The organism is Fibrobacter sp. UWB11, from assembly GCF_900143015.1.
Lineage (GTDB): Bacteria > Fibrobacterota > Fibrobacteria > Fibrobacterales > Fibrobacteraceae > Fibrobacter.
Genome location: NZ_FSRT01000002.1, coordinates 196,782 through 213,389 on the forward strand (window position 1 = coordinate 196,782; position 16,608 = coordinate 213,389).

Annotated in this window: 9 protein-coding genes; 5 read left to right on the forward strand and 4 right to left on the reverse strand. The window is 45.3% G+C overall.

The genetic code is table 11. The features are described 5' to 3' along the window. Nucleotides 1–113: 113 nt before the first annotated feature. Entirely contained in the window at nt 114–2,006 is a 1,893-nt protein-coding gene (locus BUQ91_RS09450; RefSeq protein WP_072827861.1) for an AIPR family protein, read from the reverse strand. A gap of 347 nt (nt 2,007–2,353) precedes the next feature. Here BUQ91_RS09450 and BUQ91_RS09460 point away from each other — a divergent pair, with 347 nt between their 5' ends. The 3 genes from BUQ91_RS09460 to BUQ91_RS09470 all read left to right on the forward strand — a co-directional run bounded on the left by BUQ91_RS09460 (nt 2,354) and on the right by BUQ91_RS09470 (nt 5,905). Then, the gene (locus BUQ91_RS09460) at nt 2,354–3,106 is read left to right on the forward strand and encodes a leucine-rich repeat domain-containing protein (RefSeq protein WP_072827859.1); all 753 of its coding nucleotides are present in this window, start codon (nt 2,354–2,356) and stop codon (nt 3,104–3,106) included. A gap of 124 nt (nt 3,107–3,230) precedes the next feature. After that, nucleotides 3,231–4,556: a S41 family peptidase gene (locus tag BUQ91_RS09465; RefSeq protein WP_074209072.1), complete on the forward strand. Its 1,326-nt coding sequence runs from the start codon at nt 3,231–3,233 to the stop codon at nt 4,554–4,556. Continuing rightward, nucleotides 4,505–5,905, forward strand: coding sequence for a S41 family peptidase (locus BUQ91_RS09470; RefSeq protein ID WP_083601221.1), 1,401 nt, complete (start codon nt 4,505–4,507; stop codon nt 5,903–5,905). Before BUQ91_RS09465 ends, BUQ91_RS09470 begins: the two co-directional genes overlap by 52 nt. 53 nt (nt 5,906–5,958) lie before the next feature. Here the strand turns inward: BUQ91_RS09470 and BUQ91_RS09475 are convergent, their stop codons facing one another. Both BUQ91_RS09475 and BUQ91_RS09480 read right to left on the reverse strand, forming a co-directional pair. After that, nucleotides 5,959–7,266: a M23 family metallopeptidase gene (locus BUQ91_RS09475; RefSeq protein WP_074209073.1), complete on the reverse strand. Its 1,308-nt coding sequence runs from the start codon at nt 7,264–7,266 to the stop codon at nt 5,959–5,961. A gap of 92 nt (nt 7,267–7,358) precedes the next feature. Further along, on the reverse strand, nt 7,359–8,153 hold the full coding sequence (locus tag BUQ91_RS09480; protein WP_074209074.1) for an FKBP-type peptidyl-prolyl cis-trans isomerase: 795 nt from the start codon (nt 8,151–8,153) through the stop codon (nt 7,359–7,361). Nucleotides 8,154–8,281: 128 nt separating this feature from the next. Between BUQ91_RS09480 and glmS the strand changes: the two genes are divergently transcribed. Then, nucleotides 8,282–10,111 (forward strand): glutamine--fructose-6-phosphate transaminase (isomerizing), encoded by a 1,830-nt coding sequence (glmS, locus tag BUQ91_RS09485; protein ID WP_074209075.1) that lies wholly within the window; start codon nt 8,282–8,284, stop codon nt 10,109–10,111. 482 nt (nt 10,112–10,593) lie between these two features. Here glmS and BUQ91_RS09490 read toward each other — a convergent pair whose 3' ends face one another. After that, a complete protein-coding gene (locus BUQ91_RS09490; protein WP_217693438.1) occupies nt 10,594–15,543 on the reverse strand; it encodes a RecQ family ATP-dependent DNA helicase in 4,950 nt (1,649 codons plus the stop codon). Between the two features lie 164 nt (nt 15,544–15,707). On the opposite strand from BUQ91_RS09490, the gene BUQ91_RS15420 reads away from it, so the two are divergent. Next, entirely contained in the window at nt 15,708–16,457 is a 750-nt protein-coding gene (locus BUQ91_RS15420) for an AgmX/PglI C-terminal domain-containing protein (protein WP_083601223.1), read from the forward strand. Nucleotides 16,458–16,608: the final 151 nt, after the last annotated feature.

A 16,608-nucleotide genomic window follows, 5' to 3' on the forward strand; every position in this document is an offset into this window, starting at 1 on the left:
AAATACAAAAACGGGACGTTCAAAATTACCACCGATAACATAGAAAAAAAGAAACGCACCCATTTTATGGATGCGTTTCAAAACCTGATTCTAGGCCCTAATTAAAGGATAAACTAGAGGAATACTTCAATGCCACCGCGGCACTTTTCCCAAGCCGGATTCTTCTTGCACAAGAGTTCAATCATCTTGTCATAAGTAGCCGTGTTGGAGAAGCCCTTCCACAAGCGACGTTCCACGGATTCACCGGAATCCTTGTCGATCGTCGTGATGGTATCGTAGTAGTTCGTGTTGTCCTTGAATTCAGAAATCAAGATGTTCTTCAAGTCGTCCGTGTAAATGCGGGATGCATACTTGAGGATGGAATCGTTGAAGTTGAGTTCGTTTTCGACGAGCCATTCGAAGTCCTGGATCGGATTGCCGTAGATGAGCCAGTGACGGAGAGCGAGAGCGACCACAAGGTCCTTCACTGCACTGCGGAAGATGAACTTGTCTTCGAGGCGGCCATTCCACGTGATGCGGGTCAGCGGGTTATCGTCGTTAGCTTCGATAGACACGCCCTTACCCGGAGTGACCTTGCGGATCTTGATCGGGAGACGGCTAAGGAGCTGCCATGCCTTCGTGAAGGCGATGGTCTTGCGGACAAAATCCTTTTCCTTTTCAGGGGCAACGCGCACAAACGCACCGAAGCAGCGCTGGTAGAGCGTTTCCTTATCGAAGATGCAGTCGCTGGAGCGGCATTCGCTGAGCTTGCCATCCATCATAAAGAGAGTCTTTGCAAGTTCCGGACGCATGCGGACTTCGAGCTTACGGGTACGGGCCTTGAGGCGGACTCCGTCCTTATAAACGTAGGTAAATCCTTCTTCCTGGTAACGCTGCCAAATGAAGAACTGCAGGTCGTCAGCAGCACGCAGATGGTAGCTGAACACCGGGTTCTGGCGGTTGTTAGCCATGGTCACCTGGTTCAAGAAGTTGTCGGCGCCCTGGTACGGCACAACGACCTTCACGAGCACCTGCGGATTCACCGGATGCTTGCTCTTCTTGGCATACTGTTCGTACGTAAAGAGAGACTGAGCACCGTTGATGATCTTCGGACGTTCAATGAAGAGCACCTTCTTGCCATCGCGTTCCTTGAGACGCAGGTCATCACCCGTAAGGGTCATACCATTGTGGAGGAACGGGAAGTCATCGACGTTCACGTTCTTGTCGTCATTGCGTTCCATCGTCTGGAAGGCATCGATAAGAGCAGCGTTCGTATGAGTGAGGTTACCGAGGTAAGTACGGATGTTAGAGCTTACAATAGCCATGTTATGCTTGGTCTTGAGGCGCTTACCAAGAGCAACATGGTAGTCAAAAATCGTGCGGATCGGGCAGAAGCCGAGGAAGAGCTCGCCATGATCCGATGTGAGGTGGAGCGGTTCGGAATCCATCTCGATTTCAAGCTTGTCATCTGCGCTACGGAAGTCACGAGTGAGGTCATCGTGTTCGGCAATGATTTCGAGCTTTGCCTTAACGTCAGCCTTCCAAAGCGTGAGCTTGCGGCGCATATCCTTGAGGGTACGTTCGAGTTCGGAGTCCGTGATGTCACGGCTTGCGCGAGTACGGAGCACCGTAATTTCGAGCGTTTCCATGTACGGACGGCTTGCAGGGGCATCGACATCTTCTTCCGTTTCTTCATCGGAAATCTTGTTGACTGCCCACGGGTCTGCTTCTTCGCGGAGCGAGAGGAAGAACGGATTGGTCGGGTCGCTAGTGCGGAACACGGCAATCTGGAGTTGCTTCAGATCGGCGTTCAGGTGTGCGACAACCTTTTCGAGCGGAGTATCTTCGTCCAAGAAGATGAAGAATTCCATGAAGCCCTGTGAATACTGGAAGCCGTGGAAGCATCCATTTTCATCTAGGTTCAGATGCCGGAGTGCCTTAATTCGATCGTTAGGGTCGTTAGGGTTTAAGCTCAAGAGGCTAGCGACAAATGCTAAGCGGCGTTCCTGCGATTTTGTTAGTTCCATTTTTTCCTCAATAATTACACTGCAAGACCAATATACAATAATATTATATATTGGAGTATTTCCGTAATTCGCACCCTAAAAATAGCTTCAAATCTTAAGATTTGCGTGCAAAAAAAGATAAAACTTGCAATTTTTTGCCACAAATGTTTATTTTTAGTGAACAAATGTACAGCGAACATAAAAAAAAGAGACATTTTTTCGAGAATTCCGTGTCATCAGCCCTCCAGAAAAACGAACTTGACATTCGGGTTCTCCTCCCCCATTCTTGCATTTTTTTGTGTTTTTTTCGTTCTCTTTTACGTTTTTAGAAACAAAAAAGCTATGATTTAAACATTAGGAGTCTTTTTATGAATTTACTAGATGTTATAGCGAAAGCAAAAAAAGAAAAAGCAAAGACGTTGGACTTGTCACAGAAGGGCCTCCGCCTGTTGCCCCCCGAACTTTTCGAAATTGAATCCCTCGAAGAACTGAACCTCGACCGCAACATGCTCGTCGAAATTCCCGACGATATTGGCCTTTTGAAGAACCTCAAGAGCCTTTCCGTAAGCGAAAATGACCTCATGGAATTGCCAGAATCCATTGGTGAACTGACGAATTTGGAAAACCTCTATCTCGGTTACAACAGCCTTTCGGACCTGCCGGAATCGGTAGGCAAGCTCGTGAACCTCCAGACGGTGAACATTGCCAAGAACCAGCTCCTGGATTTGCCGCTCGAAATCGGCAACTGGCAGAAGGTGTTCAAGCTCTCGCTCCACGACAATATGCTCTCCGAAATTCCGCCGACCATCGGCAAGATGAAGAGCCTCGTGAAGCTCTACCTCGACAACAACGAACTTACAACCATCCCGGCAACGCTTTCGCACCTCGAAAACCTCGAAATTCTCATGGTCTCGGGCAACCGCTTGGGCGCTATTCCGTCTGAATTCAGCAACCTAAAGAACCTCCGCGAACTCGTGCTCGACGCAAACCAGCTCGCCACACTTCCGGAAAGCCTTGCCGAATGTGACAACCTCAAGACAATCTCCGTCATAGAGAACCCGATGGAAGAAGGTATTCCGCGTGTACTCCTCGACAAGAAAGGTCTGAGCATTGACCAGTAATTCGGATTTCGGAGTTCGGAATTAGGAATTTGAAATCACGAAATATCCAATTGTCATTCCCGGCATAGTCCGGGAATCTCCTTTTTAGGAGCATTCACAAACCAAACGATTAAAGGATAAAGTCATGAAAACCCGAATAATGTTTGCTGTCTTGCTCCTGAGCTTACTCGGATGCTCGGATTTTATCCATCCGGTCAAAAGTACCCCCGACCCCACAGAATATTCCTTTAACTATTGGCTCCTGCAAAGGCAATATCTGTACGAAGATGAGCTGGTCAACTTGGACGAAGACGGCGATTCCGTACAAACACTCTACAATACACTTAGTGACCGGTTCACAAATTACACTCCCCCCTCAAAAAGTGAAATTGTCGGGCAACAGATAAGAACAAGCATCATCATCGGCGGAGATATCGGGCTTCGCTACTATAACTTGACCGACAGGGAACACCCCATCTATATCAGTCGCGTTTATCCCAAAGCTCCTGCCGGGAGAGCAAACGTTCCTCGGTATGGAAACATCCTCAGCGTAAACGATTACGATCTCGTCGGTTCAAACGCCAAGGCTGTTTACGATTCCATTTTAAGTACCAACAAGAATATCAACTTGCGCATTGCCTATAGAGGCGACACTACAGAATACAAGCTCGAAAAAGAGATTGTCTACGCACCGACCGTTTTTGTCGACACGTTATTTGAGGATTCAGCCAAAGGCTATCCGGGCATCGTCTTTGTCAGTATCGAAATATTCAAGGACACCACCGAAGACAAAAAACATGGTTCTTACGGGGAACTCAAAGCTTATCTAGACTCCACAATTTCGGACAATCACGTCCATGTTCTCGATTTGAGAAGCAACCCAGGCGGAAGCGTCAAGCAATGCGTCAACATGGCAGACCTATTCGTCAAGGAAGGAACACTTTCCACAAACAATTGGCGTTCGATGGATGCCAATGGAGATTCCCGAAAATCAACAACGACATTCAGAGCAAAGGCTGGTGACCCAGGCGAGCAAGGTAAATTCATGATCCTTGCAAACGGAGGCTCAGCAAGTTGTGCAGAAATATTCATTGCTGCAGTCATAGAAACAACGGACATCCCGTTCGTAGGCTCCAAAACATACGGCAAGGGAATTGGACAAACGAATTTTAAGACATACGCAGGTGGACTTGCAACAATTACCGACCGCGAATTTTTAACCCCTAAAGGAAACAACTACCACCTCCAGGGAATTTTCCCCAAATACGAATGTAGCGGAACCGTTTACGAAAACTGCGCCGCCCAAGTTGCAAATAAGCTTTATGGCGTCAAGATTCCAACGCAAGATGAATCCCTGGCCAAACGCGCTTTTGAATTTACAGAGAATAAATTTTCGAGTTTAGAGGGAGGAGCTTTAGAATGGGAAAATTCGGACTTTTACATCAAGACATTCGAAAAAACGCGTCCATAATTGCTGCTATTGCAGCGGCTGTCATCACGAGTTTTGGCATTACCGCATGTTCTTCTGACGATACTGTTGCCCCATACAATGGACTGAATGCAAGCATGGGGACTCCAGAGTTTCAGCAGAATTACATGAACCTCTTTTACCTGTACATTGACAAGGACAAATATCTTCGCAACCCCACAAGCTATCTAGGAAGGGTCGATACCGAAGCAATGCTCGACAGAGGTATTCCTTGGGATTATCATGATATTTATTACATGTACGCCCAAATGAACGACCTTTACACATATTATGTGGACCCGTCGCGAGCCAAGAGTCTGTTGAGCACATGGATGAGTTCCGAGCAAAAAATCGATGCCGGATTCGAACTTGATTCGGCCTACATTCCCGAAAAATATGTTGTCAAGAAAGTCATAGAAAAGTCCCCCGCTGATATTGCAGGAATCAAAGCCGGAGACGAAATTGTTGAAATCGAAGGCGTTTCGCCGATATCCTCTACAGTATTTGACCGTCTGTCGGTTGCGTCCGAAGGTGATGTCATAACCTATACCATCAAGCGAGACTCTACAAACAAGACCATTCCAGTGACTATTGAACCATACAGTTTGCCTACAGTAGAGCTTTCGTTCAAAGATTCTATTCCCGTCATCAAGATCAACGAATTCGTTCAAGAGACCTCTAATGATTCAGGGACATTCGGTGAATTTGTTCATTATCTCCATGAGACCGAAAAATACAAGACAACCATCATCGACTTGAGAAATAATGGAGGCGGAGACGTATCACAGTGCATTGCCATGTCTCAGCTTTTACTTTCTAAAGGCGATACCGCCATAGGCATTTTATCGATGGTTCCCGACACGTTAAGAAAGAAGCAGGCATCAAAAACGACGTTCTACATCAACGAACATGACGGAATTTTCAAAGACCGCTACTTTGTATTCCTTGCAAACGAAAATACAGCAAGTTGTTCCGAAATCATGATTGCAAGCGTTGTCTCTAACAAAAAATATCCAGTTGTCGGTTCAGTAACCTACGGAAAAGGCATCGGACAAACAAGCTTCTACACGCGCTCTTACGCCCTTGTATCTATCACCAGCATGAAAACCATAGACAAGCATGGAGAATCATATCACAAGTATGGAATCGTTCCTGATTTTGCAATCCTAGACGATGCTATAGCGCTTGATAAAGCAATAGCACTTGCCAAGGAACAAAACTATGTGAGAGTCGCCGGATACGGAACCACCAATACAGGGCACTTTGCCAAAGCGGCTATGGAACCCGATACCATGCCGGGATTTTTCCACTTTTCTAAAGAATACAGCGCAGATATCAAATTAAAGTATTAAGTTGCTAGTAACAAGCAACTTAATATGATACTGATTTTGCCTAAATAAGAGATTTATTTCAGCACGCGCATACGGACCATGACGTCCGTATCGTTGACCTTGACCGCCGGCGATGCAAGCGTGAGTTCGATTTCCTTGCGGATATCAGCCACCTGCTTCTTGAGGCGAGCAAGGCGGTTGCCTTCGAGCTTCGGCGTTGCAATCATAGTCTTCTTGGCCGGGTTCATCCAGTTGCCACGATTGTCCTTGAAGCCCAAGTGCAAATGCGGACCCGTGCTGCGACCCGTAGAACCAACCTTACCGATTACCTGACGCGGAGCGACCTTCGTGCCGACATTCACGCCACGCACGGAGAGGTGCATGTACCAGCTTTCAGTATTGTCCCTGTGGCGGATGGCAATCTTGTTACCGCTCAAGTCATCATAACCAGAAACAGTCACGACACCAGCAGCAACCGCATAGACCGGTGAGCCCTTGGGGCTACCATAGTCGATACCGTGATGCACCGTGCGACGGCCAGTAATCGGGTGGATGCGGGCACCATACGGGCTCGTGATATGCAAACGGTCGAGCGGGTAACGGAGACCTTCGAAAATGAGCGCTTCACCCTTTTCAGTGTAATGGGCGTTAAACGAACTCTTCGGATCCGGGTCTTCGTAGCGGAAAGCTTCGTGATGGCCAACAGTGTAGCCGTTAAATTCAGCGTAAAGCACCTTGCCGCTAATCCAGATAGAGTCTTGATAGAACTTTTCTTCGAGCAAAATACGGAACTTGTCGCCCGGGCGTGCGAGCTGGAAAGAGACCTTGCACTGCAAAACGGCGCTCACGACACCCACCATGCGGCTAGGAATGCCGACCTTATGCAAGATGCCACTCAACGTGCTCCCGTTTTCCAAGGCGCCCTCAAAAACAGACTGACGGATCGTTACAGGCTTGTCAATGCGGCTATAGGCAAAACCAGAATCGACCTTGCTCAACATGTGAACCGTAGCCGGGTTCGGCGCAAAGCGGAAACGCTGGACATCGCCAGCAGTATCGAGAGCGGCATAAAACACCTGCCCCACGCGGAGTGCAGCAAGTTCAACGGAGTCCTGCAAGGCAATCACAATCTTGCCACGTTCTTTTTCGTTGATGTTCATGCGGTATAGCACCTGGAAAAGTCCATCGCCCGCACGAACGGTATCGTTTTTCACAATCCATTTCGAAGTCGCCACTTGAGCTTTTGCAATCAAGGCCTTTAACGAATCGGCCGTCGCTTCAAGTTTTGCTTTTTCTTGCGTCAACGCGTCAATTTTTTTCTGTTCATTACATCCGGTAAGCGCAATAATTGCAACACACAGCAAAAAGAAAAATCTGGACATAATCACCCGCTCTTAAAATTTCAAAAGCAAAGATAAAAAATACCCCGCGCGGGTAGGCGCGAGGCATTCAATTTCAAGCGAATTGCTTAAGATTACTGCTTAGCAGGTTTCTTAGCCGGCTTCTTCTGATCCGGCTTAGCCTGTTCTGCCGGCTTTTCAGGAGCGATCACTTCCAAAAGTTCCATTTCGAACTTGAGGACGGAGTTACCCGGAATAGCACGGTTGCCATGCGGACCGTAAGCGAGGTCGCTCGGGATCCATGCGATAACCTTTTCGCCGACCTTCATGAGCTTGAGCATTTCCGTCCAGCCCGGGATTACAGCAGTAACCGGGAATTCGAGCGGCTGGCCACGATCGACAGAGCTGTCGAACTTTTCGCCATTGAGGAGCGTACCAGTGTAGTGAACCTTGACCTTGTCTTCGTCGGTCGGAATTGCACCTTGACCTTCAGTAACAATCTTGTACTGGAGACCAGATTGCGTAGTCACAACGCCTTCGGCAGTCTTGTTCTGAGCGAGGAAAGCTTCGCCTTCAGCCTTGTTCTTGGCAGCTGCGATGCTATCCTTTCTTACCTTTTCGGCCTGACGATCAGCAGAAAGCTTGTTGAGCGTTTCCATGATAATGGAGTCGTTCATCAAGTACTTGGCAGAATCGCTATTGTAGCGTTCCTTGAAAGCCTGAATGAAGAGGTCGAGGTCGAGATCGATGGAATCGCGAGTTACCAACTGGAAGCGTGCCTGGTTACCGAAATGAGCACCGAGAGCATAGCTATACTTGTCCTTTTCAGTAACAAGCGAAGTCTTTTCGGTAGATGCAGTTTTGCACGGTTCGCAACCAGTCATAAGCATGGCAAGAGCGCCAGCTGCAACAATCAATTTAGTCTTCATGTTTATCCTCTATGAAAAAATAGACTTCTTTAAAATAGTAAAACATTTCCGTTAAAACTTACAATAATTTTCTTTTTACCTTTACATTTTGTATATTTTCAGCTAACAATCAGTATACCAGGTTTACTATGTGCGGAATTATTGGATATAACGGTAAAGCCGAAGCTCTGCCGATTCTTGTCGAAGGACTCAAGAAAATGGAATACCGAGGCTACGATAGCTCTGGTGTAGCAGTCATCGACCATAATCAAATAAAAGTTGTCCGTGCATCGGGAAAAATCAAGGCCCTCGAAGACAAATTAAAAAACACCCCCATTAAGGGTTCTGTGGGCATTGCACATACCCGTTGGGCCACCCATGGTGCACCTACCGAAGCAAACGCCCATCCGCATACAAGCTTCGATGGAAAAATTTCTATTGTCCATAACGGCATTATCGAGAACTACGCAAGTCTCAAGGCAAAGCTCATTGCAGAAGGTATCGAATTCAAATCCGAAACAGATACCGAAGTTGTGGCACACCTCATCGCCCGCTATTACAATGGCGATTTGAAGACAGCCGTCCTCAAGGCTCTCAAACAGATTGAAGGAACTTTTGGCCTTGGTGTTATCTGTAATGAAGAACCGAATGTTTTGATTGGCGCCCGCCGCGGAAGTCCGCTTATCCTCGGTATCGGTAACGACGGTGACTTTTACCTCGCCAGTGATGTTTCGGCCATTATCAACCACACGCAAAAAGTCGTTTATCTCGATGACAATGACGTTGTTCAAATCAAGAACAGCGGTTATTCCATCGTCAACATGAGCAGCCACGAAGTGCAACGCGAAGTCCAAGACGTGGAATTCGATGCAGACGCCGTGGCCAAGGGCGGGTTCCCGCACTTCATGCTCAAGGAAATTTTTGAACAGCCCGAAGTGCTCCGCAACACCATGCGCGGTCGTTTGCTCACCGCCGAAGGTAACGCAAAACTTGCGGGCCTCGACACAAATATCAAGGAACTCCGCAACATCAATCGCATCATCATCACCGCTTGCGGCACAAGCTACTATGCAGGCATGGTCGGTGAATACATGATTGAAGACCTGGCTGGCGTTCCGGTCGAAGTCGAATACGCTTCGGAATTCCGCTACAGAAACCCGATTATCAAGCCGGGCACACTCGTCATTGCCATCAGCCAGTCCGGCGAAACTGCAGATACGCTCGCCGCTCTCCGCGAAGCACAACAGAAGGGCGCCACCGCTCTTGCAATTTGTAACGGCGTCGGTTCCACAATCGCACGAACAAGTGATGGCGGTGTTTATCTGCACGCCGGTCCGGAAATCGGTGTGGCCAGCACCAAGGCATTCACAAGCCAGGTGACCGTGCTCGCCATGATTGCCCTCTTGCTCGGCCGCCAACGCAGACTCAGCTTTGAAACAGGCGCCGACATCGTGAAAGATCTTTTGGACCTCCCGGATCTCGTCACCGAAACACTCAAGCTTTCTGACAGTATCGCCGAAATCGCAAAGACACTTTGCAAAGCAAACAACTTCTTGTACCTCGGTCGCCACTTCTGCTATCCGGTCGCTATGGAAGGTGCTTTGAAGCTCAAGGAAATCAGCTACATCCACGCAGAAGGCTACCCCGCTGCCGAAATGAAGCACGGCCCGATCGCCCTCATCGACGAAAACATGCCGGTCGTGGTCATCGCCCCGAAGGATTCCCTCTTCGATAAGATCATCAGCAATATCCGCGAAATCAAGGCCCGCGGTGGCAAAGTCATCGCCGTCACGACGGAAGACTGCCACCCGCTCGACGAAATCGCAGACCACATCATCACGGTCCCGAAGACCCGCCCGATGCTCATGCCGATTCTCACCTGCATCCCGCTCCAGTTGCTCGCCTACCACATCGCCGTGTTGCGCGGAAACGATGTGGACCAGCCGAGAAACCTCGCCAAGAGCGTGACGGTGGAATAAGGCTAATTCGGATTCTAAATTTGTAAATGCGCAAGCCCCTCCCATCAGGAGGGGTTTGCGCATTACATGTAAACTCCAAAAGTATCGTCCATAAAAAGGTCTATTCTTTAGGCGTTTGAGCCTGGATACACCTACGATAAAGAGCAGTCATTCTGCCCGTTTTTGTAAGGACACCCGCTCTTTGCAACCGGCGAAGAGTAGCCTCCCTTGAATGATCCATCGTTTCAATGGCATGCATTGCATTTTTGATTAGATTTTCTGTCATAATAACGCCTCTCTACACCATAAAAATACAATAAGGGAGAATTGGTAGTCAAGAGGGCGTATTTTCGGGGAAAACAGACTTTTCCCCGAACCTCAGAAAGCTCATTTAGAGAGTTATACCGCAAAAAAGTGCTTATAACTCTCTAAATGTCTTGTTTTGAGGGAGATTTAGAGGGGGATAGAGTTTTTTTTTGTTGGATAGCAAGATTTTTAAATCACTAACGTTTTCGCTCTAATTCTATTTCAGGTAAAATAATGGGGCACTCATCTTCGCGTTCTTTGTTTTTCCAAGCAACGATATAACGAACCTTGGCATTTTTCACAATATAACCTAGTTCTTCGAAATGCTTTATTTTTGCCTTCGCTTCTTTTGACAACACTGCAATTGCATTTTTAGACGAAGAAAAATCATACAGGCAACCTCCCATAAATCGCAACAACTTTCCCGCGCATAGCGATAAAATTCTTTTCTTTAATTCAGGACCTTCATTCGATTTTTCGCCATAAAAATAATCAAGCCACAAATCCTTATGTCCCAATTGGCAAATAATTTCAGCTGGTTCTGGATATCTGGTGCTGTCTATTATTTTCTCAGGAGCATACTTTTCCAAGAATGGACAGCAATGGAAAACATACAATTGATTCTTTGCACGAGTAAACCCAACATACAAAACACGTCTTTCCTCCTCCGTGTTTATTCGCAGGTCATTCACCATTACATAAACTCTGTCGAATTCTCGCCCTTTGGCTTTATGAATTGTCGATACAACAACTTCATTATTCGAACCTTTTTCAAAATCCGAAATTTTAGATTCCATCAAAAACAATTCAAAATCATTTCGATAAAGCCGATCATTTTGATTCTTATAGACATCAAGAGCTCGTAAACAAGTTTCCAATATGGAACTTTCTTGATAATTTTTCTTCAGCTTTTCTACAGCACTATCCCACTCATCTATACTGACAATCGGTTCATTATTCTTTTGAATCCATTCCAAGAAATCTCTAAATTCAATTAATTCATGCAATGGGAATCCATCGCTGTTCTGAATTAATTTAGCCTTTACATTCTTATAATTCAAAAGGGCCATAACCTTTAAAGCATCATCATTTGTCTTCGTTAAAACACAAACTAATCCTTCTGGAGGATATTTTTTCAAGTGCTTAAATATCGGATATTCTAGATTCGGAGAAATGAATTTTACAATTTTTACGTCACCTATACCATCTTTCACAGAGACAATAGGATTTTCTTTCAAACGGTTTGGAATATCCCGCACAAAGCGATTACTGAATTCTACCACCTGTTTTACGCTACGATAGTTTTCAACAAGTTCATATTTTTGGGCCCTGTAGGTTTCCATGAACCTACTCAAGTTTACGGAGCTAGAACCGTCTTTCTTATGAATGCCTTCAAAAATGTTTTGATCATCATCACCAACTGCAATTACGCGCATATCGTCATTTTCTTCAATAAGCGCTTGTATCAGGGCAAATTGGTGTTCGTCCATATCCTGAGCTTCATCAATAACAAGGACTTTCTTCGTTATCTTGCTATGCTCGATTTCTCCTTCGCGAATCATCCGTACTGCAGTTTCGATAACGGAATCAGACTCACTCAGATCCCCCATTTTTCCAAGTAAATCAAAGGCATAGGAATGGAAAGTCTTTGCAGTCAGATAAGCTGCAGCTGGCCCTATCAACTTGCGCAGTTTTTCTTTGAAATCTATTGCAGCACTTCGAGAAAAAGTCAACATCAACAGCTGTTCGTGCTTTACATCTTCAAGCAACATTAGTGAAGCCAATTTATGCACTAGCACCCGCGTTTTCCCGCTACCCGGTCCTGCAGCAACCATTATGTATTGGCTATTCTTATCCTCTATTATTTCTTTCTGCCGAGGCGATAGTTCATCTATAATCTCGTGATATTTTTGTGGAGTAATGTTGTGATTGATTTCGTCTTGTCTGTTCCCCTTGAAATACTTGTTCAAGAACATTTTGTATTCCAAAGAGAAATAGTCACTCACAAAAGTCAATGCCTGCTTGCTATCGCGAACCATCATATTGGCGTATTCGCCAACAATATGGATTTGTTGCATTTTCATCTTGTAGAAATTATTCAGTTTCTCATAATCATCAATCTTATACTTTATCAAATTGCTTTTTTCAATTCTATGTATTTCTAGAGCATTGTACAAGACCAAGAATCCATCTTCCAACTGCAAGGAATTAATCTTGGAAAGATAAAGCAAAGACCGTTCCAATTCCTTATAAGAAACAGGCTCCTTGGAAAAAAGTGAAATCTGATTTTCGTAAGCGTTCAGCAATTCTTTTTCAGAAAATTGAATCAACGCTTCTTCGCGATTATTTGCCTTTGCATCCAGATTTGCCTGATACAGATAATCTACCACGAATTGCGATAGCTGGACTCTATGCTTGAAGTCTTCCTTGAGGGAATCCTGAGAAACTTTCAATTCAATTTTTGTACTGACATCGGAACAATAATTCTTTTCAATGAAATTATTGATCATCCAGAAGAATAATATTGTCTTGAAATCTTTTACACTAGATTTCTTTATTCCCTGCTCCATCGCTTCTTCATTCAATTCTTTCAAGTTGAAAATTGTTTTCCCTGTCGCCAATTTGGAAAGAAGAAGTTCTTCCATTTTACTAAAACGGTTGATAACGGCCTTGGACTTATTCTCGCTTTCAGATTTCTTGATATATGCAGTCAAATCTCTCGTATCCGCAAGGATGTTTTCTGCACGAAGTAACTGTACGGATTCTTGGACGGCACTACATTCCAAACCCAAAATATCGGCAATGTAGTCTATTCTAGATTCAGCCTCATCACTATTTGCCTTTGAAACACTCCTTTCAGAAATCAAAAGGCTCATGATTCTACGAGCTGTTTCTTTTTGTGTATCGTCAAAAAGCGTGGATGAATCAATCTTGCTGCGAGCCTCATCCATGTTCTGAACCATAATGCCGGTCGCAAATACTCTAGGGCAATTTTGCTTTCGCTCAATATAGCCTGCTTCTTCCAAGGCTAGAATTGCTGTTTTTACGCGCGTTTCTACATCCCCGTTAGGGTCATCAAAGCCCGCTTCTCTAGCAATTTCCAACGGGGAACGCTTTAGTATTGTCCGGTTCTTGGTGAGACTCTTGATAGCCTTCCATACTTGCTGAATTTCGCTCAAGCTGAGTTTGGTTTGGTTCAACAACAGAAAATGCTTGTCCAAATCTTTTTCGTTGAAAAGAACGTAGCAGTCGGCCTCCAGGCTTTGATTTCGCCCTGCACGGCCAGCTTCCTGAACGTAATTTTCTAGCGAATCGGATATCTCATAATGAACAACTAGCTGGACGTCAGACTTATCCACACCCATGCCAAAGGCAGACGTTGCAACGATGATTTGGACATCGCCGTGGATAAACGCTTCCTGATTCTCCACCTTTTCGCGGCTGTCCATCTTGCCATTGAATGCTCGCGCAATAAAACCGTCTTGGTTCAGCTTTTCGGCAAGTATCGCGGTAGTTTTTGTCCTTGAAACATAGACGATTGTGGGGCAATTCTTTTCTTCTATCAAGGACCTTAACGTTTTGTATTTCTGGTCATCATCTTCTTGGTAGATGACGTGATACGTCAAGTTGGCACGTGTTGCCTTTGTCGCATATATCTTAAGATCAAGATTCAGCTTCCGCTTGAAGTAATCGCAAATATCCTGAACCACTTTTTGTTTTGCAGTCGCTGTAAAGCAAGAAACCGAAATTTTGTTTGAACCGGTTTTCTGTTCTTGGATTTTTTTGATGAAATCGCCAATGTAAAGGTAATCTACGCGAAAATCATGTCCCCAGCTGGAAAAACAGTGAGCCTCATCGATTACGAAACGGGCTATCTGCCTTGAAAGCAACAGCTTTTCGATGGTTTTGGAACGCAAAGATTCCGGCGAAATGTACAGGAGTGATGCCAAACCTGATTCAACTCGCCTAATGGATTCAGCGCGTTCAATTGGATCAAGCAAACCATTTATAGTGACAGCATCCACAATCCCTTTGTCACTCAGATTGTCCACCTGATCTTTCATCAGTGACTGCAAAGGAGAAATAACGACAGTCAGTCCCTTGTAGTTTTCACCAGCCATCAACGCGGGCAATTGGAAGGTAATAGACTTTCCTCCGCCCGTTGGGAAGATTGCAAGCAAGGAATCATTGTTTACCGCAGCAGACGCGGCTTGTTCTTGCAGGGGTTCTCCATCATATGTTCTAAAATTATCATAGTTGAAAATTTCCTTGAGTTTTTTGCGGACATCAAGTTTACTTTCACAATAGGCGCAAGGCTTGTGACAAGGATTATTACGCAACAAGAAAAGGATATTTTCAATGTATGGATAATTTTTCAGAACCCATGCCGGTGTTATGGAACGTTTATCCTTTAAATTGATTACCGCCAAAGCATAAGCGAGTTCTATGGGGTGGTCTGAGACAAACTTATCTATGTCAGCATTTTCGCAAATAGAGCCTTCAAAACGCTTCTTGATAAGGTTTGCAGTATTTTTAGATTCAGAGCCATTCTGGAAAATGCCTAAAAATTTTTTCGTCGAAACAGAATATCCCAGAAATTCAAAAAAGCCCTTGAATTCCGCAGTTCCCTTCAAAAGGTTCAAATAGATTTCTTTTAAATCGTTATCCAACGCCTTGAAGGCATTAACCTCGTCATAGAAAAGGCCTTTTGATTTTTGCGCATCAAGCAAAGGATTGTTCAGAGCATCACTAAGGATTTTGTCATCTTTCAGCAGTTTGTGACTTGGCCTCATGGGGAACATTAAAGGCGACAAATAAAGAGTGTCAATCACCTTCTTTTTCCCTAAATCCAAATGCGCCAAATATTTCAAATCATGATTTAGAATGTTGTGACCACCGATGAATTCGGCATCTTTCACAAAATTCAGAAAGTCACCCTGGATTGAATTATGAAAAGTGGAGTTTTGGTCATTAACCGCACCAAGATCCATAATCTTGTTGCTGGATATAGAAACCTCAATATCAAGAAAAACAATGCTCACTGACGTGAAAACTATATAAAAATGCGCCTCAAAAGGTGTTGCAATTGTCAAATTGTACAAGTTATCACAATAAAATGCGGCCAAGCGGGGCGTTGCGGAAGACACGGCGAAGCCTGAGCGTCCCAATGTCCTTGGGAGGGAGTTCGCCGTTGCGGCTTAAGGCCTTCGCCCTATGTGACCGAGGCCATAAGTCAATCATTTGCTCAATAGACACCACGAAAAAAGCCTTTTTCCCCAGATTAATGTATTTTTGAACTACGAATAAAACCATGAAAAAGCTCGTTACATTTCTTTCCATCCTCTTGACGGCAAGTGTTGCTTTTGCGGCCGGTGGCGCGGCGTCTTTAGTTGCAGAGAAAAGTACCGCGAAAGGTTTTAATTATTCGTGGCAAACGGAGCAACAATTTGTAAGAGATTGTTCTTTTGGGGCAAATGAACAAGTCTGCAAGTGCGTCATCAAAGAATTGGAAAGTGAATATAGCGAAGAGACGTATTTAAAGTTCGATGAGGACTTGAAAAACAATATCGAACATCCAGATTTTAGTTCCTTTTTGTCCAATGCCACAAAAAAATGCGATACAAAGGTCGCGAACAAGAACTATCACTCCGGCTACGGAGGTATTGGCGATGGCCCCGCCGGGATGCTTGGCGGTGGTGACTGTATCGCAACCAAAGCCAAAGGATCCATCAAGACTCCGTCTGAACGCAATGTCGACATGGGTGCTGGCAGTGGTCCTCGTTCCGCAGCGGACATCATGAAGACAGTCCGTCAGCGCACTCCAGGGCTTCGCCCCATCTATAACAAATACGTGAAGGAAAAACCGGGATTCCTGGGTAAGGTTACCTTGAGGTTTACTATTGCTCCGGGTGGCGAAATTATCAGCATCTACGTTGTATCTTCCACTACTGGTAACGACGAATTTGACAACGAAATCAAATCTGCTGTGAGTCGCTGGAAATTCGGCAAGGTGAAATCCGGCAACACGACAGCAACCATTCCTTTCTCGTTCAGTGAGTAATTCTGTTTGAGGATGCAGTCGAAGCCTCATTAGATTCAATGCTGGTTGTATGAGAATAATCGGAAAATCCGCTGTAACCCATTGTTGAGGACATGCCGATTATCCGACAAATTCTACTCATCCGAGACAAGCAGGTTCTGCTGGATCGCTT